The 20,934-nt window shown below is 70.0% G+C and carries 22 protein-coding genes, 1 pseudogene and 2 riboswitches; of the genes and pseudogenes, 12 read left to right on the top strand and 11 right to left on the bottom strand.

The window, feature by feature from the left end; all coding sequences use genetic code 11:
• Positions 1-74: 74 nt before the first annotated feature.
• On the bottom strand, positions 75-1,064 hold the full coding sequence (locus JYK18_RS08680; RefSeq protein ID WP_206801599.1) for an N-acetylglucosamine kinase: 990 nt from the start codon (positions 1,062-1,064) through the stop codon (positions 75-77).
• Between the two features lie 73 nt (positions 1,065-1,137).
• Complete coding sequence (locus JYK18_RS08675) at positions 1,138-2,187, bottom strand: SIS domain-containing protein (RefSeq protein WP_242579025.1); 1,050 nt, start codon at positions 2,185-2,187, stop codon at positions 1,138-1,140.
• 106 nt (positions 2,188-2,293) lie between these two features.
• Here JYK18_RS08675 and JYK18_RS08670 point away from each other — a divergent pair, with 106 nt between their 5' ends.
• Entirely contained in the window at positions 2,294-3,052 is a 759-nt protein-coding gene (locus JYK18_RS08670; RefSeq protein WP_206801598.1) for a GntR family transcriptional regulator, read from the top strand.
• Complete coding sequence (locus JYK18_RS08665) at positions 3,049-4,548, top strand: MFS transporter (protein ID WP_307795828.1); 1,500 nt, start codon at positions 3,049-3,051, stop codon at positions 4,546-4,548. Before JYK18_RS08670 ends, JYK18_RS08665 begins: the two co-directional genes overlap by 4 nt.
• Here the strand turns inward: JYK18_RS08665 and JYK18_RS08660 are convergent.
• A complete protein-coding gene (locus JYK18_RS08660) occupies positions 4,534-5,484 on the bottom strand; it encodes a threonine/serine dehydratase (RefSeq protein WP_206801597.1) in 951 nt (316 codons plus the stop codon). The genes JYK18_RS08665 and JYK18_RS08660 overlap by 15 nt on opposite strands.
• Positions 5,485-5,974: 490 nt before the next feature.
• Here JYK18_RS08660 and JYK18_RS48280 point away from each other — a divergent pair.
• From JYK18_RS48280 to JYK18_RS08630, 5 genes and pseudogenes are all read left to right on the top strand, one after another.
• Positions 5,975-6,112 (top strand): annotated as a pseudogene (locus tag JYK18_RS48280) (hypothetical protein); the annotation flags it as partial.
• A gap of 759 nt (positions 6,113-6,871) precedes the next feature.
• Positions 6,872-7,579: an HIT family protein gene (locus tag JYK18_RS08645; protein WP_206801596.1), complete on the top strand. Its 708-nt coding sequence runs from the start codon at positions 6,872-6,874 to the stop codon at positions 7,577-7,579.
• Positions 7,569-8,645 (top strand): thiamine-phosphate kinase, encoded by a 1,077-nt coding sequence (gene thiL, locus JYK18_RS08640; RefSeq protein WP_206801595.1) that lies wholly within the window; start codon positions 7,569-7,571, stop codon positions 8,643-8,645. The genes JYK18_RS08645 and thiL overlap by 11 nt, the downstream gene beginning before the upstream one ends.
• Positions 8,642-9,406 (top strand): hypothetical protein, encoded by a 765-nt coding sequence (locus JYK18_RS08635; RefSeq protein WP_206801594.1) that lies wholly within the window; start codon positions 8,642-8,644, stop codon positions 9,404-9,406. The genes thiL and JYK18_RS08635 overlap by 4 nt, the downstream gene beginning before the upstream one ends.
• Positions 9,397-10,026 (top strand): class I SAM-dependent methyltransferase, encoded by a 630-nt coding sequence (locus JYK18_RS08630; protein WP_206801593.1) that lies wholly within the window; start codon positions 9,397-9,399, stop codon positions 10,024-10,026. The genes JYK18_RS08635 and JYK18_RS08630 overlap by 10 nt, the downstream gene beginning before the upstream one ends.
• Here JYK18_RS08630 and JYK18_RS08625 read toward each other — a convergent pair.
• The 3 genes from JYK18_RS08625 to thiE form a co-directional block, all read right to left on the bottom strand.
• Positions 10,016-10,495 (bottom strand): HIT family protein, encoded by a 480-nt coding sequence (locus JYK18_RS08625; RefSeq protein WP_242579023.1) that lies wholly within the window; start codon positions 10,493-10,495, stop codon positions 10,016-10,018. The two genes, JYK18_RS08630 and JYK18_RS08625, sit on opposite strands and share 11 nt — an antisense overlap.
• Entirely contained in the window at positions 10,492-11,166 is a 675-nt protein-coding gene (cmk, locus tag JYK18_RS08620; RefSeq protein ID WP_206801592.1) for a (d)CMP kinase, read from the bottom strand. Before cmk ends, JYK18_RS08625 begins: the two co-directional genes overlap by 4 nt.
• Before the next feature lie 724 nt (positions 11,167-11,890).
• Complete coding sequence (gene thiE, locus JYK18_RS08615) at positions 11,891-12,556, bottom strand: thiamine phosphate synthase (protein ID WP_206801591.1); 666 nt, start codon at positions 12,554-12,556, stop codon at positions 11,891-11,893.
• Between the two features lie 32 nt (positions 12,557-12,588).
• A riboswitch (TPP riboswitch) is annotated at positions 12,589-12,694 on the top strand.
• On the opposite strand from thiE, the gene thiO reads away from it, so the two are divergent.
• From thiO to JYK18_RS08595, 4 genes are all read left to right on the top strand, one after another.
• Positions 12,689-13,777 carry a glycine oxidase ThiO gene (gene thiO / locus JYK18_RS08610; protein WP_206801590.1) on the top strand — a complete coding sequence of 363 codons (1,089 nt, stop codon included), beginning with the start codon at positions 12,689-12,691 and terminating at the stop codon, positions 13,775-13,777. It overlaps the preceding riboswitch by 6 nt.
• Entirely contained in the window at positions 13,777-13,977 is a 201-nt protein-coding gene (gene thiS / locus JYK18_RS08605) for a sulfur carrier protein ThiS (protein WP_206801589.1), read from the top strand. The genes thiO and thiS overlap by 1 nt, the downstream gene beginning before the upstream one ends.
• 1 nt (position 13,978) lies before the next feature.
• Complete coding sequence (locus tag JYK18_RS08600; protein WP_206801588.1) at positions 13,979-14,749, top strand: thiazole synthase; 771 nt, start codon at positions 13,979-13,981, stop codon at positions 14,747-14,749.
• A gap of 131 nt (positions 14,750-14,880) precedes the next feature.
• Positions 14,881-15,318, top strand: a complete 438-nt coding sequence (locus JYK18_RS08595) for a MarR family transcriptional regulator (RefSeq protein WP_206801587.1) — start codon at positions 14,881-14,883, stop codon at positions 15,316-15,318.
• A 37-nt stretch (positions 15,319-15,355) separates the two neighbouring features.
• Here the strand turns inward: JYK18_RS08595 and JYK18_RS08590 are convergent, their stop codons facing one another.
• From JYK18_RS08590 to JYK18_RS08580, 3 genes are all read right to left on the bottom strand, one after another.
• Complete coding sequence (locus tag JYK18_RS08590) at positions 15,356-16,162, bottom strand: ion transporter (protein WP_307795827.1); 807 nt, start codon at positions 16,160-16,162, stop codon at positions 15,356-15,358.
• A complete protein-coding gene (gene thiD / locus JYK18_RS08585) occupies positions 16,159-16,995 on the bottom strand; it encodes a bifunctional hydroxymethylpyrimidine kinase/phosphomethylpyrimidine kinase (RefSeq protein ID WP_206801586.1) in 837 nt (278 codons plus the stop codon). Before thiD (JYK18_RS08585) ends, JYK18_RS08590 begins: the two co-directional genes overlap by 4 nt.
• A 158-nt stretch (positions 16,996-17,153) precedes the next feature.
• The gene (locus JYK18_RS08580; protein WP_206801585.1) at positions 17,154-17,624 is read right to left on the bottom strand and encodes a nitroreductase family deazaflavin-dependent oxidoreductase; all 471 of its coding nucleotides are present in this window, start codon (positions 17,622-17,624) and stop codon (positions 17,154-17,156) included.
• Positions 17,625-17,691: 67 nt separating this feature from the next.
• On the opposite strand from JYK18_RS08580, the gene JYK18_RS08575 reads away from it, so the two are divergent.
• Complete coding sequence (locus JYK18_RS08575) at positions 17,692-18,171, top strand: MarR family winged helix-turn-helix transcriptional regulator (RefSeq protein ID WP_206801584.1); 480 nt, start codon at positions 17,692-17,694, stop codon at positions 18,169-18,171.
• Between the two features lie 170 nt (positions 18,172-18,341).
• Here JYK18_RS08575 and thiD (JYK18_RS08570) read toward each other — a convergent pair whose 3' ends face one another.
• Entirely contained in the window at positions 18,342-19,163 is an 822-nt protein-coding gene (thiD, locus tag JYK18_RS08570) for a bifunctional hydroxymethylpyrimidine kinase/phosphomethylpyrimidine kinase (RefSeq protein ID WP_206801583.1), read from the bottom strand.
• Complete coding sequence (gene thiC, locus JYK18_RS08565) at positions 19,160-20,806, bottom strand: phosphomethylpyrimidine synthase ThiC (protein ID WP_206804106.1); 1,647 nt, start codon at positions 20,804-20,806, stop codon at positions 19,160-19,162. The genes thiD (JYK18_RS08570) and thiC overlap by 4 nt, the downstream gene beginning before the upstream one ends.
• Positions 20,798-20,931, bottom strand: a riboswitch (TPP riboswitch). It overlaps the preceding gene by 9 nt.
• Between the last annotated feature and the right edge of the window lie 3 nt (positions 20,932-20,934).

The raw sequence follows: 20,934 nt of genomic DNA, 5'->3' as shown, positions 1-20,934 counted from the left end.
GGGGGAGGGTCCGGGGGCCGGTTACCACCGTACTCGCCGAAGCCGCGGCTCGTCGATGACCGAGTTGGTGCGCTCTACTGGATTTCGAGCACCGGTCGCGGAGCGTTCTCGCCGAAGGCGTCCACTGCCGCCAGCCAGGCGGCGCCGAGTACGCCATCGGTGGCCGAACGGATTTCCAGTGCACGGAGCGTTTCCCGCACCTTCGCGCCGACCGGGCTGTCGCCGACCAGCACGCTGCCGACGAGCACCAGCGGGGTGTCCTCGTCGGGTTCGCGGGCCGCGAGGGCGTTGGCCACCAGCAGTTCCGCCGCGCGGTCGGTGATTTCCCGTGCGGTCGCGTCACCTTCGGCGGCGGTCGCGCTGACCAGCGGGGCGAACCTGGCCAGCCGGATCGGCGATTCGAAGTTGCAGGTGGTGATCAACCGGCGGGAGGTGAGCAACCGGTCGGTTTCGGTCTGCGCGCGCAGGGCGTCCAAATCGGACAGGTGCAGGGCCTCGCGCAGCACGGCCAGCGGCAGCCCGTCGAACGGGCCGCCCTTGCCGAGCGCGGTCAGCGTGGCCCGCACCGCCTCGCGGCCGATCCAGAACGCCGAGCCCTCGTCGCCGAGCAGCCAGCCGTAGCCGCCGGTGGTGGAGACCAGCCGCCGCTTGCGGATGCGGGCCGAGATCGAGCCGGTGCCCGCCACCAGCACGGTGCCGTCCGGGGCGTCGGTGGCCGAGGCGAAGGCGGCCTCGGCGTCGGCGACCATGCGCACCCCGCAGCCGAGCCCGAGGCCGAGCCAGGCTTCGTCGAACACCTTCGCCATCGCGGGATCGGTGAGCTTGCTGACCCCGGCCATGCCGACCACGCAGGCTCTGACCGCGCCGGGGTCGGCGTCGCGCAGCGCGTCGCCGATGGCGGCGGCGATGTTCGCCGCGGCCTGTTCCGGCGGGTGCGCGTTGGGGTTGGCACCGCCCGCGCGGCCGCTGCCGAGCACGATGCCGTCGGCGTCGACGGCGAGCGCGCGGGTGGACGTCCCGCCCGCGTCGACACCGACGACGCAGGGACGGCTGGGGTCACTCACTGGGGGCCTCCTCGCAACACGATGGTGACTATGCCGTGAATTCGGTCACGAGTCACCAGTCGTGGCGAGAAGATCAGCGGGTTTTGGTGACCTTGTTGAGCCCGCGCGGCCGGTCCGGGTCACCGCCCCTGGCCAGCGAAAGGCCCAGCGCCAGGCTCTGCGCCGGGAGCACGTCGAGAATCGGTGCGAGCTCCTCGGCCACCGGCGGCACGTCGATCCGCAGTGCGGCCGGGACGTCCGCGGCGGCCGAGCCGATCGCCAGCACGTCGGCCCCGCGGCCGGCGACCGCGTCCAGCACCTCGCGCATGGCGTCGCCGCCCTTGCCGCGGTTGGTCAGCGCGAGCACGGCCGTCTCACCGTCGATCGCCGCGACCGGGCCGTGGAGCAGGTCCGCCCCGCTGTACGCGCGCGCGGCCAGGTAACTGGTCTCGGCGAGCTTGAGCGCGGCCTCCAGCGCGCTGGCGTAGGAGTACCCGCGGCCGGCGGTGATCACCCGGTTGACGAAGCGGTACCGGTCGACCGCGCGCTGCACCCCCGCCGCCGAGCGGTCGAGGGTCTGCTGGGCCAGCTCGCCGAGCCCGTCGGCGTCCGCGCCCTTGCCGCCGCGCACCGCGTCGACGAGCAGGTACAGCGCGAGCAGCGTGGCCGAGTAGGTCTTGGTCGCGGCGACCGCCTGCTCCTGCCCGGCGCCGATGTCCACCGCCAGCTCCGCGGCGGCGCTCAGCGGCGACGACGGAGTGTTGCTGACCGCCACCGTGCGTGCGCCCTGCTTGCGGGCCGACTCGGTGAATTCCACCAGATCAGGTGAACCTCCACTTTGGCTGACCGTCACCAGCAGCACGTCCCGGAGGTCCGGAGCGGCCCCGTAGAGCGTCACGGTGGACGGCGAGACCAGTCCCGCGGGCAGGCCGAGGAGCACCTCGATGAGGTACTTGGCGTAGAGCGCGGCGTGGTCGCTGGACCCCCTCGCGGCCAGCAAAGCGAAGCGGGGCGGGCGTTTCGCGATGGCGTCGGCCACCTCGGCGATCTCGGGCTGCCGCTCCCGCAGGGCCGCCAGCACGGCGGGCTGCTCGGCGATTTCGGCGGCCATGTGCGCGCCGGGCTGCTGACCCTCTACGGTCATGGTGCACTCCTCTTGTCTGGTCTAGACCAATGCTAGCTGGTCGACCCAGTCCCGTCGAAGAGTACTTTTTCCGTGAGGAGTCGCGCGTGTTGTGAAGGAGCCGCTCATGTTGGAGACATCACCGCCCGGGGAATCCGGCTCGGCCACCGGGACCAGGGGGCAACGCGAGCCGAAGTACTGGGCACTGAAGCAACACCTGCTGGACCTGCTGGACGCACTGCCCGCCGGGTCGTCCATCCCCACCGAGCGGGCGCTGGCCGGCGAGTTCGGCGTCTCGCGGACCACCGTCCGCCAGGCGCTGGCCGACCTGACCGTGGAGGGCCGCCTGCACCGCGTGCAGGGCAAGGGCACCTTCGCCGCCGAGCCGAAGTTCGCCCAGCGCCTGCAGCTGTCCTCCTACACCGAGGACATGCGGGCGTCCGGGCGCGAGCCGTCGTCGAAGCTGCTGGAGATCGACGAGCTGCCCGCCGAGGGCGAGCTGGCCAAGCTGCTCGGCATCCGCGCCGGGGCGAAGGTGCTGCGCATGCGACGCCTGCGCCTGGCCGACGCCGAGCCGATGGCGCTGGAGACCACGCACCTGCCGCTGGGGCGCTTCCGCGGGCTGCGCAAGCACGTCAGCGCGGGCGGTTCGCTGTACGCGGTGCTGCGCGAGCAGTTCGGCGTGGAGATGGAACGCGCGGAGGAGACCATCGAGACCGCGCTCGCCGGCCCGCAGGAGGCCGAACTGCTCGGCGCCGACGTGGGCATGCCGATGTTGTTGCTGTCGCGGCACTCGTTCGCCGCCGACGGCAAGCCGGTGGAGTTCGTCCGCTCCATCTACCGCGGTGACCGGTACAAGTTCGTCACCACGCTGAACCGGCCGTGACCGCACCCGATCTCGTCCGCTGGGGAACGCCCGCCGCGCGGGGCGTGCTCGCCACCACCATCCTGGGGTCGGGCATGGCCATGCTCGACGGCACGATCGTCAACGTCGCGCTGCCGCGGATCGGCGAGGAGCTCGAGGCCTCGGTTTCCGGTCTGCAGTGGATCCTCGACGGGTACATGCTGGCGCTCGCGTCGTTGATCCTGATCGCCGGTTCGCTGGGGGACCGGTACGGGCGGCGGCGGGTCTTCGTCATCGGCGTAGTCTGGTTCGGCGTCGCGTCGGTGTTGTGCGGGCTCGCGGTGACCACCGAGATGCTGGTGGCCACCCGGATCCTCCAGGGCATCGGCGGCGCGCTGCTCACCCCCGGTTCGCTGGCGATCCTGCAGTCGGCGTTCCCGCGGGCCGAACGGGCCAGGGCGATCGGCGCCTGGTCCGGGCTCGGTGGCATCGCGGCCGCGATCGGGCCGCTGGTCGGCGGGCTGCTGGTGCAGGTCTGGTCGTGGCGGCTGGCCTTCCTGATCAACCTGCCGATCGCGGTGGTCTGCGTCTGGCTGGCCCGCAAGTACGTGCCGGAGTCGTGCGACCAGCAGCAGCACACCGGCAAGCCGAACGTGCTGGCCTCGGTGGTCGGCGCGGTGGGGCTGGCCGGGATCACCGCGGCGCTGGTCGAGCTGCCGGTGCGCGGGGCCGGTGACGCGCTGGTGCTCGGGTCCGGCGTGGCCGGGGTCGCCGGGCTGGTGGCCTTCGTGGTGCTCCAGCGGCGGTCGGCCGATCCGCTGGTGCCGCCGCAGCTGTTCGCCAACCGGACGTTCACCCTGGCCAACGGGCTCACGCTGGTCGTCTACGCCGCGCTCGGCGGCGTGATGATGCTGATGGTGCTGCAGCTCCAGGTGTCGCTGGGGTACTCGCCGACCGCGGCCGGGCTGGCCGGGCTGCCGATCACCGTCGTGATGCTGGTGCTCTCCGGGTACTCGGGACGGCTGGCGCAGAAGATCGGGCCGCGGCTGCAGCTGGTGGCCGGGCCGATGCTGGTCGCGGCGGGCATGCTGCTGTTGCTCCGCGTCGAACCGGGGGCCTCGTACCTGGGGGCGGTGCTGCCCGCGGTGACCGTGTTCGGGCTGGGGCTGGCCACCGTGGTGGCGCCGGTGACGGCCACCGTGCTGGCCGCGGCGCCGGACCAGTACGCCGGGGTCGCCTCCGGGGTGAACAACGCCATCGCCAGGACCGGCGGGCTGCTCGCCATCGCGCTGCTGCCCGCGGTCGCCGGGCTGACCGGGGCGGCCTACGCCGATCCGGTGGCGCTGACCGCGAGCTGGCGGACGGCGCTGCTGGTGTGCGCGGGGCTGGCGGTCGCCGGTGGGCTGGTGGCCATCGGCGTGCGCAACGACGTGCTCAGTGTGCCGGAACCCGAGCACGACCACCCGGAACCGGGCGAGTGCCTGCACTGCGGGGTGGACGCGCCGCCGTCGGCCTACGCCCGGTCACGCCCGGAGTAGCTCGGCGAGCAGGGCCGCGTCGATGTTGCCGCCGGAGACGACGGCCACCGTGCGGCCCTCCGGCAGTTCGTCGCGCCGGAACAGGTAGGCGGCCGTGGTCACCGCGCCGCTGGGCTCGGCGACCAGGTTCGCCCTGGTCGCCAGCACCCGGACGGCCGCGCGGATCTCGTCCTCGCTGACCGTGACGATGCCGTCGACCACCCGCTTGAGGTGCGCGAAGGTGAGTTCGGACGGTTGCGCGCGCAGGCCGTCGGCGATGGTGCGCGCCCGCCATTCGACCGGCCAGTCGACCCTGGTGCCGGCGAGCAGGCTTTCCGCGGTGTCCGCGGCCAGTTCCGGCTCGACCGCGTACACCCTGGCCGAGGGCAGCAGGGACTTGATCGCGGTGCCGATGCCGGAGGCCAGCCCGCCGCCGCTGACCGGCACCAGCACCACCTGCGTGCCGGGCAGGTCCTCGGCGATCTCCAGGCCGATGGTGCCCTGCCCGGCGATCACCTCGGGGTGGTCGAAGGGCGGGATGAGGTTGAAGCCGCGCTGGTCGGCGAGGGTCTGGGCAGCGATCTCGCGCTGGGCGATGGGCACCTCGATCACCTTCGCGCCGTGCGCGGTGGTGGCCTCGACCTTGTTGCGCGGGGTGCTGTCCGGGACCACGATGACCGCCGGGACGCCGAACATCTTCGCCGCCACCGCGACCGCCTGCGCGTGGTTGCCGCTGGAGTAGGCGACCACTCCGCGTTGGCGCTGGGGTTCACTCAGCGCGGCGATCGCGTTGTACGCGCCGCGGATCTTGAACGCGCCGATCCCTTGCAGGTTCTCGGCTTTCAGCCAGAGCGGGGCGCCGGTCGCCCAGTGCTGGGGCAGCAGTGGGGTGCGGATCGCGGCGCCGGCGATCCGGCCGGCCGCGGTCCGGATGTGCTCGAGGGAGATCAGCTGCATAACGGTGAGTATGTCAAGGATCGGTGAATCGCGCGTAGTCCACAGTGGACAGACAGCGTGGCGGGGCTCACCATCGGGCAACGCGGGGAGCATCCCGGACGCCTTGTTCGTTGGGAGAAGGAGTAGTCGCAGGGGTGGAGAAGAAACGGATCCATGTCAGAGGAGACGGAAAAGAAATCAGGAATCAGACCGATCCAGGTGGCGGCGGCCGCGCTGGCCGCGGTGACCGCGGCCCTACTCGGTTCGACCCTGGGCGTCGCGGGCACGGTGCTCGGCGCCGGGTTGGCGAGCGTGATCACCACCGTGGGCGGGGAGCTGTACCTGCGGTCCCTCGACCGCACGAAGGCGGCGGCGCTGAAGGCCCGCACGCTGACGACGCGACCCCAGGTGGCACCCGCTTCGGGCGCCACGGCCGCTTCGGGCGGCGTGACTTCGGAAGGCCCGGCTTCGGCGGGCCCGGCTTCAGGCGACGCGGCTTCGGGAGGCCTGGCTTCGGCGGGCCCAGCTTCGGGCGACGCGGCTTTCGGAGGCGCGGCTGCGGGCGGCGCGGCGCCTGGTGTGCCGTCGGCGCCCGGCGAGTCTTCGGAGGCCGGTGAGCCATCGGGAGCGACGGCGGAGTTGCCGGTGACCTCTACCGATGGTGAGGCGCCCGAGGGTGAGCAGCAGGTCAGCCGCCTGCGGAAGTTGCGGTGGCCGCTGGTCATCGGCACCAGCGTGGTCGGGTTCGTGCTGGCGATCCTGGTGATCACCGGGTTCGAGTTCGCCACCGGCAGCAGCATCTCCGGGGATGGCCGGAGCACCATAGGCCACATCGTCAGTGGCGGTGGCGGTGGCAAGCAGGACGCGCCCACCGAGCAGGCGCCGGCGTCGGAAACCCGCGAGGCCCCGGCGAGCAAACCCTCGCAGGCCCCGGCGACCGAGTCCAGCGCCCCCACGACCACCGCCCCGGCCGAACCCTCGGACCCGCCGACGAGCAGCGCCCCGAAGCCGTCGGTCACCACCACCGAGAAACCGGCACCGAGCACGCAACCGAGCGCTCCCCAGGGCCAATCCGGCGACGGGGGCTGAGACCGCGTCGAACCGCCCGGCGGCGGCCGCACCGCCGGGCGGTCGCCGTCTCCGGTGTGGGCGATTTCCTGCGATCGGAAACGAAAGAGTTATCACTAATCGGCGGCCGGGCAGAAACTGGACAACTTGTGCGGGTGCCGCAGGCCAGTCCGGAGTAGTGAAGTCGCTGTTCGGCGAAGTTCCAAACAGCCGGTCTACCTTTCCCGACGGCTATTGCGACGTTTGAGCTAACCTTCCGGCGAGGGTTCGAGTTCGCGCAGCGCATGCGGAAAAATGCCGCTACACCAGGCCGCATCGCGACGCGACGTCGGGGGGAAAGATGATCACTGCCGTGCAGTGCACGGGGGCGGATTTCTGCGAGGAAATTTCCGGTGCGGCCGATACCTCGTTCAGCCGTTTCTACGAAGGCGACCCGCCGTCGAGGCGAGTGCATTCGACGGAGAACTTCGAGTTGCTGGCCGACCTGTCACCGTTGACCGACGGCCACCTGTTGCTGCTGCCCAAGCAGCACTACCTGTCCTTCGCGCAGGTGCTGACCGTGCACCAGCGAGAGGCGGTGGAACTGATCGGCCGAGTGGCCGAACTCTACCGCGAGGCTTTCCGGGAGCCGCTGTTTCTCGAACACGGTTCCAGCAGAGGAGAAGTGAGCCACGCCTGCATCACGCATGCGCACCTGCACCTGCTTCCCGTTTCCCCGGCCGCGGTGGACCGGATCATGATCGGTGACGGGCTGGCTTACCGCGATCTCGGATCACTGGCCGAACTTTCTCTTCCGCCGTGGCCGAATTCGGCTTATTTCCTGCGCTTGCACGAGCAGGGCTGCCGCGTTTACCTGCCGACCACGCAGCGGCGGCAGTACCTGCGTGCGGTGGTCGGCGCCACCCTTTCGATCGAAGACCCGGAATGGGATTACGCCGTGGTCATGCGCAAGGAAGTGCTTCGTTCGACCATGCGGGAGGTCCGGTCGTGGTCGGCCAGGCTGGCCGGCGTCCACAGCCGAGCGGAGGACCGACGGCATGCGTACTGACCCGACGTTTTCGGACGAACCGACCAGGCTGGCGAACGTGGTCGTGCCGCTCTTCCGCGGCCAGCGCGACGCCTTCGAACCGGTGAGCCGGCCGGACCGGAGCCGAGTCGAACTGCTGGCCGGGGTCGAGGCGCAGGACGACTGCGCGGTGTTCCGCTTCCACGGCGACCACGAGCTGGTGGCCGGCTCCGACTACGTTCGCGGACCCAAGTTCCGGCTGTACGAAATGGGGTATTTGGCGGAGTACGACCTCGGCTACTACCTCGTGGTGGCGAACCTGAGCGACATCGCCGCGATGGGGGCCAGACCGATCGGCCTGCTCTCGGTGGTCCGCTACCCGCCGGACATGACCGACGCGGTGTTCGAGCGGGTGCTGGAGGGCATCCGCGACGCGTGCGCGGCCTCGGGGTGCCCGAACGTCGGTGGTGACATCGGTGGTGCCGAGCGCCTCATCCTGTCCGCGTCGGCCCTCGGCGTGTGCCCGGCCGGTGGGGTGCTGTTCCGGGCCGGCGCGAAGCCGGGTGACGCGATCTGCCTGACCGCACCCACCGGTTTCGCCGGAGCCGCCATGGCCTACCTGCGCGCCGCCGACCCCCACCCCGTGATCGAGGAGCGCCACCTCGAAACCATGCTCGCCTACTGGCGGCGACCGGTGGCCAGGGTCGAGAGCGGTGTGGCGCTCAGTGCCAGCGGGGTGGTGACGAGTTGCCAGGACACCTCGGATGGGCTCAAGGCGGCGCTGCACGGCCTCGCGTCGGCTGGTGCTGTCGGGGTCGAGGTCCACGAGCGGGCCTTGCTGGTGCCCGGCGCGGTGTCCGCGGTGGCGGCGCACCTCGGTCTCGATCCGTTGTCGGTCGTGTTCGGCGACTCGGTCGACTTCGAACTGCTGTTCACCGCACCGGAGGACCAGCTCGGCCGGCTCGCGGACCGGCTCGACTTCCACCAGGTCGGCGTGGTCACCGAGCAGCGGGACGTGGTGTTGGTCCGCGACGACGGCACGCGCACCGAACTGCCCGGCAAGGCGTGGCGGCACGCTCCCCGAGACCCGGCTGACGTCGGAGCGTGAAGCGCTCGACGGCCAAGCTCCTGGACAAGGCGTTCCTGCTGCTCGCGACGCTGGGCCTGGCGGGAAAGGCGTACCACGTGCCGTCGAAGCCGTTCTGGGACGCGCTGCTCGGCAACCGGCCGTACGTCATGCTCGTGCTGCTCGGCATCGCCGGCGTCTTCGGTGCGCTGACCCCGTTCGAAGCCTGGCAGGCGCGCGCGATGGCGGACCGCAACGTGATCATGCGGCGGAGCATCCTCTCCAGCTTCGGCAAGCTGCTGGTGATCAGCCAAGCCATCGAGCCGCCCCTGGAGACCGGGGACCTGGCGTTGCACGTGTGGCGGAAGCGGAGAACGCTGCGCCACCCGATCCGCGGGGTGCTCAAGCGCCTGGCGACCTACCGGATGTCCACCCACCCGGTCACGCGGCGGTTCACCCCGGTCCTGGGTGAGGGTGTGGTCGGCCTGTGCTGGAAGTACGACCGCGAGTACGCCGTCGATGTGGGGCCGTTGGCCGCCGAGCTGACTGATCGAGATGCGTTCGACCGGGTCCGGGAGGATGATCCGGAGAGGGTGATGAACCTCACTTGGGAGGGCTTCGACCGGGTCAAGCACCGCGCCGCGGTCCTCGCGACACCGATCCGCAACGGCCGGAGCAAGTTCGTCGGCTGCATCAGCCTCGACGCCAGCCACGGCTACCCCGTGCTCTACCGCCGTGAGGTGCTGGAGGAGATGACCAACCTGGGCATCTACATCGGCCGGGAGGACTTCGAGTGCATCTGAACCTCCGTGGCGCGGCGGAGATCGCGCGGGCGACCAGGCACACCTACAACGAGTACGCCGACCAGTTCGAGCAGGCGACCAGGACCCTCGACCAATTCCCCGGGTTGGACCTGGAACTGGACCGGTTCGCCGCCGCGCTGCCGAGCGGTCCGGTGCTGGACCTGGGTTGCGGGGCGGGCCGGGACACCGAGTACCTGCTCGGCAAGGGGCTGGCGGTGATCTCCGGTGACATCAGCGAGCGCATGCTCGAGAAGACCCGAACTCGGTGCGCCGCGGCCGAAATCGTGCAGCTCAACCTGCTCGATCTGCCGTTCCGCGACGCGGTGTTCGCTGGTGTGTGGGCCTGCGCGAGTGTGCTCCACGTGCCCCGTGACGACCACCGCCGCAGTTTCTCCGAGCTGAAGCGAGTGCTCCGGCCAGGAGGAACTGCCGCGATCAGCCTCCAGGCCGGCGACTACGACGGGTGGAAAACGGGGAGGCGACTGCCCTGTGAGCGGTGGTTCGCGCTGCGCACCTCGGAATCGGTCGAAGCGGATCTCCTGGCTGTGGGGTTCATTTCCACCACGACCGTGTACAGCTCGCGTGGCGACTGGTTCGTCACCGAAGCTCTCAAGTCCTAGAACTCCACTCGTCCGGGTGGGGGCCAGGCAGCACTCCCCGCACCCCGCCCCGTGGATCGGGTACGTCGCCTTCGTGGCGTGGAATCAGGTGGATGTGCAGGTGGTCGATCGTGCGTCCCGCCGCTCGTCCCTCGTTGACCCCGATCGTGTAGCCATCCGGCTGGTACTTCTTGTCGAGGAGTTCGCGCGCTTTCTTGATGGTCTCGTACGCTTCGGCGGCTTCTTCGTCGGTGAGGTCGAAATAACTGGCCACGTGCCGTTTGGGCACGATCTCGACGTGTCCTTCGGCGATGGGGAAGTTGTCCCAGCGAACGTAGAACAACTGTCCGTCGAGCAGGACGCCGTTCAGTGACGGGTCGTCGGTTTCGCAGAACAAGCAGTCCGTCACGTCGTCACCGTCCGATCGCCGGGAGTCGCCACCGCGACGTCGGGCGTAGGGCGACTCCATCGTTCCGTCGTTGTCGATCATGAAATTGCTACACCCCGGGTTCGGCAAACGTCGACCATTCGGTCCACCACCTGGTTGACGGAGAGTGAAGTGGTGTCGATTTCCACCGCGTCAGGGGCCGGTTTCAGCGGGGAGACGCTCCGTGACATATCGGCTTCATCACGCCGGATGACGTCCTTCAGCACTTCTTCGTAGGAACCGCGCCCCTCCTGCTGGACCCTTCGCCGCGCCCTGGTTTCCGGTCGCGCCGTCAAGTAGAACTTCGCCCGTGCCGAGGGGAACACCACGGTGCCGATGTCCCGCCCCTCCACCACGCACCGGGCTTGCGCGTTCGCCCACAGGTGGATGAGCTCGGTGACGCGGCCGCGTAATTCGCCGATCCTGGCCACCGCGGAAACCGTTCGGTTGACCGAAATCGATCTCAGCTCCTGGGGCTCGTATCTGGTGGAGGCGAGCAGGTTGGTGCTGCGGCTTTCGTCTATCAGGTCGTCGCAGAGGCCGACCACGGCTCGCCCGTCCTCCACGGCTACGCCGCGGCGCAGCGCTTCGTAGGCGACGATCCGATACGTGCGCCCGCTCTCCAGGTAGCGCAGGCCAAAGGTGTCGGCCAGGGCGAGACAGGTCGTCGTTTTGCCGGCGGCGGCGGGCCCGTCCACGGCTATGACCACTTTTTTTCCACTTTTCTCGGACAAGGACTTGTCCCCTCGCAGTCAATTGTCGCACGATTGTTTCCGTTGGCGGGGCACAGAGGCTACCAGGTCGAATTGCATCGAAAGATTCGGAGCTATGGCGTTTTCGGGTGATTCGAATCGCACTCTGGGTGCGAGTTTGAGGCAGAACTTTCGACGCGGCGGGAATCCAGTCGTCTGTGCTATCAAGTGACGCAGTGTCATCCGCGAAAAAGATCAAGTGCGGCCCACCTCACTCGTTCCGGGGGCCGATTGGTTTTCCCGGGTGAGGGGCCGGGCGGTCGTGTGGGCACGCGGGCGGTGTCTGCTCGGTCGTGTGGTGGCGCGCGTGTGCATTGCCCGGGTGAAAATGTGTCCCTGCTCGTCACACGATGAGGTAGGCGGTGGTGCGGACGTACGTCGCCGTCGCACTTGTGCTCTCCTCTGCGGGTGCAGAACAGGTACAGGTGCCCAGTATGGTGGTTTCGCCCCGGGACGACAAAGGTTTCCGGCGCGAGTCGGCGACTCGAACACGCCGCTGTCCGGCCTGCCGGGTGGTGTTCGGCTCGGCCGGACAGCTGGGTATAACGCTTGACCGGCAGTTCTACACGCGCGGTCTGTCGCCATTGTTCAACGTTCTGCCGCGGAGTCGGCGCGGCTTTAGACCATCTGGCCCTGCTGGTCGCGGAAATAGTCGGACCAGAACGCCGAACTCCACCGGTAGTGACTTTCCGGCCGGCGAAGGACGTTAAACGAGGGCGGATTTCAGCGCGCGAGCCGCCGCCGTGGGATCCTCCGCGTCGGTGATGGCGCGGACCACCACGATTCGCGTGGCGCCGGCCTCCAGGACTTCCGGCAGCCGCGACTGGTCGATGCCGCCGATGGCGAACCACGGCCGGGTCGTGCCGAGCGAAGCGGTTTCCCGCACCAGGTCGAGGCCCGGCGCTTCCCGGCCCGGCTTGGTCGGCGTTGGCCAGCACGGCCCCGTGCAGAAGTAGTCCACGCCCGCCTCGGCGGCGGCCGCGCGGGCTTGGGCGCCCGAGTGCGTCGAACGCCCGATCGCCACGTCGTCACCGAGGATGCGCCGGGCCAGCGGCACCGGGATGTCGTCCTGACCGAGGTGCAGCACGTCGGCCCCGGCCGCCAGTGCGACGTCCGCGCGGTCGTTCACCGACAGCAGCGCGCCGTGCCGGGCGCACGCGGTGGCGAACACCTCCAGCGCCGCCAGCTCCTGCTTCGCCTCCAGCGGCGCGCCGCTGGTCTTGTCACGCAGCTGCACCACGTCCACCCCACCGGCCAGCGCCGCGTCGAGGAACTCCGCGAGGTCCCCGCGGGCACCCCGCGCGTCCACGCACAGGTACAGCTTCGCCGCGTCGAGGCGCTTCCTGATCTCGTCACCATCCAGCCCAGGCATGTTCGCGACGGTACCCCGCGGTGTTACGGTGGAAATGTCCGCACGGGAGCCCGAGGCACGGGCTGAGAGGGAGCTGCCGCTCCGACCGTGGAACCTGATCCGGGTCATGCCGGCGCAGGGAGCGTGATTTCCATGAAGCGAAAACACCGCGTCACCGTGGTCGGCGGCGGAGTCGTCGGCCTCGCCGTCGCCTGGCGCGTGAAAACCCGAGGTCACGAGGTCGAACTGGTCGACCCGTGGCCGAAGACCGGCGCCTCCTGGGTGGCCGGCGGCATGCTCGCGCCGGTCACCGAGGCCTGGCCCGGCGAGGAGGAAGTGCTCACCCTCGGCGAGGAGTCGCTGCGCCGGTGGCCGCGGTTCGCCGCAGGCCTCGGCGGGTGCGGACTGTCCGAAAAGGGCACCCTCGTCGCCGCTCTGGACAGCGCTGACCTGGGCGTGCTCGACCAGCTCGCGGCCTACCTCCACCACGTCGGTCGCGAGGCCGAAAAGCTGACAAGTCGACAACTGCGGCAGCGGGAACCCGGCCTCGCGGGCTCCATCCGCGGTGGCCTGTCCGTCCCGGGCGACCTCTCGGTGGACAACCGCGCCCTGCTCGACGCCCTGGCCCGGCACCTCGACCCGATCCGCGAGGAGGTCGTCGAACTCGGCCCGGAGACCGTCCGGACCACCGGGCGCACGCTGACCAGCGACCTCGTCGTGCTCGCCGCGGGGGCGTGGAGCGCCCGCCTGCACCCGGCGCTGGAAACCGCGGTCCGCCCGCTCAAGGGCGAGATCCTGCGCCTGCGGGCCCGCCGCACCACGCTCGGCCCGCCCGCCCACACCGTGCGGGCGTACGCGGAAGGCCGTCCCATCTACCTCGTGCCGCGCGCGGGCGGTGAGCTGGTGCTCGGCGCGACCCAGTACGAAGCGGGCTTCGACGAGGTGGTCACCGCACGCGGGGTGCGCGAGCTGCTCGAAGGCGCCGAACGGGTGTTCCCGGCGATCGCCGAGTACGAACTGGCCGAGACGGCCGCCGGGCTGCGGGCGGCCAGCGTGGACAACCTGCCCTTCATCGGCAGGCTGCCGGACGGGGTGTTCGCCGCGACCGGGCACCACCGCAACGGCCTGCTGATGGCGCCGATCACCGCCGACGCGGTGCTCGCCGCGCTCGACGGCGCACCGGCGCCGCCCGGGGTGGCCGCGGCCGATCCGGCCCGGCTTCGTGAGAAGGAGAGTGTCTGATGCGGATCGTGGTCAACGGCGACGAACGGGAGTTCCCCGACGGCACCACCGTGCGGGACCTGCTGCGAGCGCTCGGCATCGGCGAGAAGGGCGTGGCGGTGGCGGTCGACGCCGACGTGGTCGCCCGCCGCGACTGGGCCGGGTTCGTGCCCGCCGACGGGAGCTCGCTCGACATCCTCACCGCCGTGCAGGGAGGCTGACATGACCGAAGCGGAAACCGGCGACCAGTTGCTCATCGGCGAGCACAAGCTGAACTCACGCCTGATCATCGGCACCGGCGGCGCGAGCAGCCTGGCCGCGCTCGAACGCGCACTGGTCGCCTCGGGCACCGAGCTGACCACCGTGGCCATGCGGCGGGCCGATGCCGAAGGCGGTTCCGGCGTGCTGGAGTTGTTGCGGCGCTTGGGGATCAAGCTCCTGCCCAACACCGCGGGCTGTCGCAGCGCGGCCGAGGCGGTGCTCACCGCGCGCCTGGCCCGCGAGGCGCTCGAAACCGATCTGATCAAGCTCGAGGTGCACGCCGACGACCGCACGCTGCTGCCCGATCCGCTGGAAACGCTGGACGCCGCCGAGCAACTGGCCGCCGACGACTTCACCGTGCTGGTGTACACCAACGACGACCCGGTGCTGGCGCTGCGGTTGGAGGAGGTCGGCTGCGCGGCGGTGATGCCGCTCGGCGCGCCGATCGGCACCGGCCTCGGCATCCGCAACCCGCACAACATCGAGCTGATCGTGTCCAGGGCGCGGGTGCCGGTGGTGCTGGACGCCGGGATCGGCACCGCGTCGGACGCCGTGCTGGCGATGGAACTGGGCTGCGACGCGGTCCTGCTGTCCACCGCGGTGACCCGCGCGCAGGACCCGGAGCGCATGGCGCTGGCGATGCGCTCGGCGGTCACCGCCGGGCGGCTGGCGCGGGGTGCGGGCCGGATTCCGCAGCGGTTCTGGGCGCAGGCCTCCTCGCCTCCCCGCTGAGCGGAAGGGCTCCATCACAATCACGGTGGGTTCACGCGGAACCCCGGGTTGCGGCACGTATGGTTGACGGCACTTTCGACCACTCGGGGCTGACCCGCGCCACACCTTACGTGCGCGGTAAGGAGCGTGAGGTGACCACGTCGCCGTCTCAGGACGTGTCCGGCCGGCTTTTCCTGGCTGTGGGCAGGCTTTCCCGCTCGCTGCGGCAGGCGGGCGCGCCGGGCCCCGGCCACGGTGCGATCTCCGCGCTGGCCACGCTGGTGAACTACGGGCAGTTGCGCCTCGGTGATCTGGCGGCCAAGGAGGGCGTGGCCGCCGCGACCATGTCCCGGATAGTGGCCGCGCTGGTCGAGGCCGGGTACGTGCGCCGCGAGTCGGATCCGGTGGACCGCCGGGCCTGGCTGGCCACCGCCACCGAGGAGGGCGAGCGCATGGTCTCCGGCGTCCGCTCGACCAGGGTGCAGGAGCTGAACCGGCGGATCGACCGGCTTTCCCCGGACCAGCGCCGCCAGCTGATCGACGCGTTGCCCGCGCTGGAGGCCCTGCTCTCCGACGACGAAGACGGTTAGGGGCGCTGTCCCGCGAGCGTGACTCGTAGGACGGTGCCTAGGGGCGCTCGCGCTCGGCTCGCAGTTCGGCGATCTCCGAGCGCAGCGCCCGCAGTTCGTCCAGGATCTCGCGGTTCGCCGCGGCCTGGGCGGCTGCCTGCTTGTCCTCTTCTTCGCGCAGTTCGTCGCGCAGTTCGTCCTCCATCGCGCTGACCACCACCGCGATGAAGAGGTTCAGCACGGCGAAGCTGGAGATCAGGATGTAGACGACGAAGAAGATCCAGGCGGCGGGCGCCTGCGCCATCACGTCGTCGGCGATGTCCGGCCACGCTTCGCCGGTCATCACCTGGAAGAGGGTGAACAGCGAGGAGCCGAGATCGCCGAAGTGCTCCGGGGTGATCGTGCCGAACAGCTTGGTGGCCATCACCCCGGCCACGAAGATGATCAACGCCAGCAGCGCGGCGATCGAGGCCATGCCCGGTACCGCGGCGAGCAGGCCGGTGACCACCTTGCGCATCGACGGCACCACGGAGATCAACCGCAGCACGCGGAGCACCCGCAGCGCCCGCAGCACGGCGAACGGGCCGGTGGCCGGCACCAGCGCGACGCCCACCACGGCCAGGTCGAACAGGTTCCACGGGTCCCGGAAGAAGGCACCGCGGAAGGCGTAGAACTTGGCGCTCAGTTCGAGCACGAAGATGCTCAGCGCGAGGTAGTCGAGGGTGTGCAGGAGGGTGCCGTGGTCGGCGACCATCCGCGGTGAGGTCTCGAGCCCGAGCGTGATCGCGTTGCCGATGATCACCGCGATGATGAAGTTCTGGAACCGCTTGCTCTCGACGACCGCCCCCACCCGTTCTCGGGTCACGCGCGGTCCTCCGGAGCCAGCCGCCAGAACGCCGAGACCGGGCCGACCTTGGCGCCCATCGGGTACGAGTTCGCCACCGCGTTGCTGACGAACCACTTGCCGAACCTGGCTGCTTCGACCACCGGCATGCCGCGGGCGAGGCCGGCGGTGAACGCCGAGGCCATCGCGTCGCCGGCGCCGTGGGTGTGCGGGGTTTCGTGGCGGGGCCCGGTCAGCTCGACGAACTCCTCGCCGTCGAAGAGCAGGTCGACGCATTCGGGGTCGCTGACCAGGTGGCCGCTCTTGACCAGCACGTGGCGCGGGCCGAGCGCGTGCAGTGCGACGGCCGCGTCACGCATGCCGTTCCGGTCGGTCACGTCGATACCAGTGAGCAGCCGCACCTCGTCGAGGTTCGGGGTGAGCACGGTGGCGCGGGGGAGCAGCAGTTCGCGCAGGGCGTCGAGGCCGGCCGCGTCGAACAACGGGTGCCCGTGCATGGACGCGGCCACCGGGTCGACCACGAACGGGATGCGCCGGTCGCGGCCGATCTCGGCGGCGTCGCAGGCCGCGGCCACCGCCTCGATGATCTCGGCGGAGGCGAGCATGCCGGTTTTGGCCGCCCCGACCCGCATGTCCGCGGCGACCGCCTCGATCTGCCCGGCGACGATGTGCGGTGGGATGTCCGTGCGGTCGTGCACGCCGAGCGTGTTCTGCACGGTCACCGCGGTCACCGCGACCAGGCCGTGCACCCCGCAGGTGAGGAAGGTGCGCAGGTCGGCCTGCAGTCCGGCGGCCCCACCGGAGTCGGAGCCGGCGATGGTCAGCGCGGCAGGCGGGCTCGTAGCTTCCGTCATGCCCACCAGTGTCTCTCGCCGGTGCGGGGGAGGTGGGACGGCCCGCTGGCTCGTGCCGCACGGTGGGGTGACCGCGGTGGTGGCCTGGGTTGGCTGGCGCCGTCTCGTGGCTCGGTGGGGCTGGCTCGCTGGCTTGCGCCGCTTGTTGCCGCCTCGGGTCAGGCGGTTTCGGTGCGGGTCAGGCGGATGACCGGGATGAGCCGGTCGGTTTTGGCTTCGTAGTCCAAGAAGCTGGGGGCTTCGGCGGTCACCCGCGCCCAGACTTCGGCTCGGCGCTCGCCGTCCAGTTGTTCGGCGGTGACCGGGATCCGCTGGCCGCCGATTTCGATCGAGACGCGGTCGGGGTGCTTCGCCACGTTGTAGTACCACGCCGGGTTGTTCACCGAACCGCCCGCGGAGGCGATCACCAGCCAGCCGTCACCGTCGCGGAAGTAGGCCAGCGGGGTGGTGCGCGGCTCACCCGACTTCGCGCCGATCGCGGTCAGGTACAGCACGTCCATGCCCCGGAACTTGTCGCCCTGCTTGCGGTGCTGGTTGATCAGCCGCTGCCGCAGGTGCTTCATCACCCACAGCATCGCCTTGGTGCCGCGCGCGCCGCGGGTGCCGTTCTTCGTGGTCACGATTTCCATGACAACTATCGTAGCGACAATCGTTAGTGCGTCAACTGTGTGGTTCTCCGGCTAGACTGGACGGGTGATGGCAGACAGTGACGCGGCCCGGGCCTGGGGGAACCTCCAGCAGCTCTACGGCGCCGTCCGGCGCCGGCTCGACCAGGGGATCGAGGGTGAGGCGGGGTGTTCACTGGCCGATCACGACCTGCTTACGGCGTTGCGCTGCAGCGAGCGGGGGAAGCTGCAGATGCTCGACCTGGCCGACCGGCTCGGCGTCACGCGGGGCGGGTTGACGCGGATCATCGATCGGCACGTGGATCGCGGCTGGGTCCGGCGGGACCGGCCGGAGCACAACCGGCGAGAGGTCTACGCGGTGCTGACGGAGGAGGGGGGCCGGGTGCTGGAGGCGGCTCGGGCGGTGTATTTGCGGGTGCTGTCGGAGACGCTGGAGCGGCATCTGGATGAGGGGGAGTTGGCTGGGTTTCTTGAGTGCAGCGAGAAACTGCTGCGGGAGGTGGCTGGGACGGGATGCGGTGAGGGGGGCCACCCCGGTATTTCAGTGTGACTACGGCGAAGGCCCTGATGTCAAGGCGGGAAAGATGCCTTGACTTCAGGGCCTTCGCCGTGTTTTTGGCTGTGGACCGGGGATGGGGAGGGATGGGTGGGTAGGTGGGCGCGTGGAGTGGCCGGCTGGCGGTTTGGTGGTGGGTGGCTGGTGTCGGCTGGCGGTGGTTTTTAAGGCTGCGCCAGTTTCCAGAAGGGGGAGACTGGGCCGACGCCGGAGCCTAGGGGGTAGGCCTCGGCGACGGAGCGTTCGATGAAGTGCTTTCCGGCGCTGACGGCATCCGGCATGCCTAAGCCCTTGGCCAGGCCTGCGGTGATGGCCGAGGCCAGGGTGTCGCCGCCGCCGTGGGTGTGGGGGGTGTTGTGCCGGGGGCCCGTGAGTTCGATGAACTGCTTCCCATCGGCTAACAGGTCGGTGCAGGTCGGGTCGTCGTAGAGGTGGCCGCCTTTGACCAGGGCCCATTGGGCCCCGAACTCCAGTAGGGCACTGGCCGCGTCCCGCTGGGTTTCGCGGCTGGTCACCTCGACGCCGGTGAGCAGGCGCACCTCGTCCAGGTTGGGGGTGACCAGGCTGGCCCGCGGAAACAACTCGGTGCGGATGGCCTCCAGCGCCTCCTCCCGCAGCAGTGCGTCCCCGTGCATGGAGGCGGCGACGGGGTCCACCACGAACGGGATCTCCGCGTGCCGTCCGATGTGGACCTCGTCGAGCGCCTTGGCCACCTCCTGGATGATCTCGGCGGTGGCCAGCATGCCGGTCTTCGCCGCGTTCACGCCCATGTCGCCGGCCACCGCCTTGATCTGGGCGGTGACCACCTCCGCCGGGATCTCGGTGAACCCCTGCACACCCAGCGAGTTCTGCACGGTGACCGCGGTGATCGCGGTCATGCCGTGCACCCCGTTGGCGAAGAAGGTGCGCAGATCGGCCTGGATGCCCGCTCCACCACCGGAGTCGGAGCCGGCGATGGTGAGCGCGGTGCGCGGCGTCGCGGTCACGGCTTCTCGACCACCGGGAGGTAGACCTTGCCACCCTGCTCGCCGAATTCCTCGGACTTCTCCCGCATCCCGGCCTCGATGGCCTCCACAGTGGACAGCCCGTGTTCCTCGGCGTACTTGCGCACGTCCTGGGTGATCCGCATGGAGCAGAACTTCGGACCGCACATCGAGCAGAAGTGCGCGGTCTTGGCGGGTTCGGCCGGTAGCGTCTCGTCGTGGAACGAGCGGGCGGTGTCCGGGTCGAGCGCGAGGTTGAACTGGTCGTTCCAGCGGAACTCGAAGCGGGCCTTGGACAGCTCGTCGTCCCACTCCTGGGCGTAGGGGTGCCCCTTGGCCAGGTCGGCGGCGTGCGCGGCGATCTTGTAGGTGATCACCCCGGTCTTCACGTCGTCGCGGTTGGGCAGGCCCAGGTGCTCCTTCGGCGTGACGTAGCACAGCATCGCCGTGCCGTACCAGCCGATCTGCGCCGCGCCGATGGCCGAGGTGATGTGGTCGTAGCCGGGCGCGATGTCCGTCGCGAGTGGACCGAGCGTGTAGAACGGGGCCTCGCCGGTGAGCTGTTCCTCCAGCTCCACGTTCTCCTTGATCTTGTGCATCGGCACGTGGCCGGGGCCCTCGATCATCACCTGCACGTCGTGCTCACGGGCGATGTGGGTCAGTTCGCCGAGGGTCTCCAGCTCGGCGAACTGGGCGCGGTCGTTGGCGTCCGCGATCGAACCCGGGCGCAGGCCGTCACCGAGCGAGAACGTCACGTCGTACTCGCGCAGGATCTCGCACAGCTCGGCGAAATGCGTGTACAGGAACGATTCCCGGTGGTGCGCCAGGCACCAGGCCGCCATGATCGAGCCACCGCGCGAGACGATGCCGGTGACCCGGCGGGCGGTCAGCGGCACGTACCGCAGCAGCACCCCGGCGTGCACGGTCATGTAGTCCACGCCCTGCTCGCACTGCTCGATCACGGTGTCCCGGTAGATCTCCCAGGACAGCTTCTCCGGCTCCCCGTCCACCTTCTCCAGCGCCTGGTAGATCGGCACCGTGCCGACCGGCACCGGCGAGTTGCGCAGGATCCACTCGCGCGTCTCGTGGATCCGCTTGCCGGTGGACAGGTCCATGATCGTGTCCGCGCCCCAGCGGGTGGCCCACACCATCTTGTCCACCTCCTCCTCGACGGAGGACCAGACGGCCGAGTTGCCCATGTTCGCGTTGATCTTCACCAGGAAGTTCTTGCCGATGATCATCGGCTCGCTCTCCGGGTGCCTGCGGTTGACCGGGATCACCGCACGGCCGCGGGCCACCTCGTCGCGCACGAACTCCGGTGACACCCGCTCGCGGGCGGCGATGAACTCCATCTCCCTGGTGATCACGCCGGCCTTCGCCCAGCCCAGCTGGGTTTTGTGCTCGCGGCCGTCGGCCCAGCCGGCGCGCAGCCGGTGCAGTCCACTGTGGACGTCGATGGCCACGTCGGGATCGGTGTACGGGCCCGAGGTGTCGTAGACGTCGAAGTGGTCCCCCGTGGACAGGTCGATCCGCCTGGCCGGGACGCGGAGCCCCGATTCGGTGCGGTGGTAGACCTTGTGCGATCCGGTGATCGGCCCGGTGGTCACGCTGGGCGCGACGGTGGCGTCATTTTCCAGTGTCGTCAACGACATTCACTCCCTACGCCGGCATTACCCGGTCAGGTTCATGCGGTCGGCGGCACCGGGTCCCTTCGACAGGACACCAGCCACCCTCTCAGCCCGCCAAGGCGCGAGCTCCCGCGGTTGCGGTGTTC

It is taken from the genome of Amycolatopsis sp. 195334CR (assembly GCF_017309385.1).
Taxonomy (GTDB): Bacteria; Actinomycetota; Actinomycetes; order Mycobacteriales; family Pseudonocardiaceae; genus Amycolatopsis.
Note: the sequence above shows the minus strand (reverse complement) of the source record. Positions and strands in the feature narration are given on the sequence as shown.

What these genes read in the sequence shown, in the direction of transcription:
- thiL (WP_206801595.1), top strand. Translation starts at nt 7,569, where the DNA reads ATGCGTACTGACCCGACGTTTTCGGACGAACCGACCAGGCTGGCGAAC.
- JYK18_RS08580 (WP_206801585.1), bottom strand. Translation starts at nt 17,624, where the DNA reads ATGGAAATCGTGACCACGAAGAACGGCACCCGCGGCGCGCGCGGCACC.
- JYK18_RS08575 (WP_206801584.1), top strand. Translation starts at nt 17,692, where the DNA reads ATGGCAGACAGTGACGCGGCCCGGGCCTGGGGGAACCTCCAGCAGCTC.
- JYK18_RS08625 (WP_242579023.1), bottom strand. Translation starts at nt 10,495, where the DNA reads ATGATCGACAACGACGGAACGATGGAGTCGCCCTACGCCCGACGTCGC.
- JYK18_RS08670 (WP_206801598.1), top strand. Translation starts at nt 2,294, where the DNA reads ATGTTGGAGACATCACCGCCCGGGGAATCCGGCTCGGCCACCGGGACC.
- JYK18_RS08660 (WP_206801597.1), bottom strand. Translation starts at nt 5,484, where the DNA reads ATGCAGCTGATCTCCCTCGAGCACATCCGGACCGCGGCCGGCCGGATC.
- thiS (WP_206801589.1), top strand. Translation starts at nt 13,777, where the DNA reads ATGCGGATCGTGGTCAACGGCGACGAACGGGAGTTCCCCGACGGCACC.
- thiD (WP_206801586.1), bottom strand. Translation starts at nt 16,995, where the DNA reads ATGACGGAAGCTACGAGCCCGCCTGCCGCGCTGACCATCGCCGGCTCC.
- JYK18_RS08675 (WP_242579025.1), bottom strand. Translation starts at nt 2,187, where the DNA reads ATGACCGTAGAGGGTCAGCAGCCCGGCGCGCACATGGCCGCCGAAATC.
- JYK18_RS08600 (WP_206801588.1), top strand. Translation starts at nt 13,979, where the DNA reads ATGACCGAAGCGGAAACCGGCGACCAGTTGCTCATCGGCGAGCACAAG.
- thiO (WP_206801590.1), top strand. Translation starts at nt 12,689, where the DNA reads ATGAAGCGAAAACACCGCGTCACCGTGGTCGGCGGCGGAGTCGTCGGC.
- JYK18_RS08645 (WP_206801596.1), top strand. Translation starts at nt 6,872, where the DNA reads ATGATCACTGCCGTGCAGTGCACGGGGGCGGATTTCTGCGAGGAAATT.
- thiE (WP_206801591.1), bottom strand. Translation starts at nt 12,556, where the DNA reads ATGCCTGGGCTGGATGGTGACGAGATCAGGAAGCGCCTCGACGCGGCG.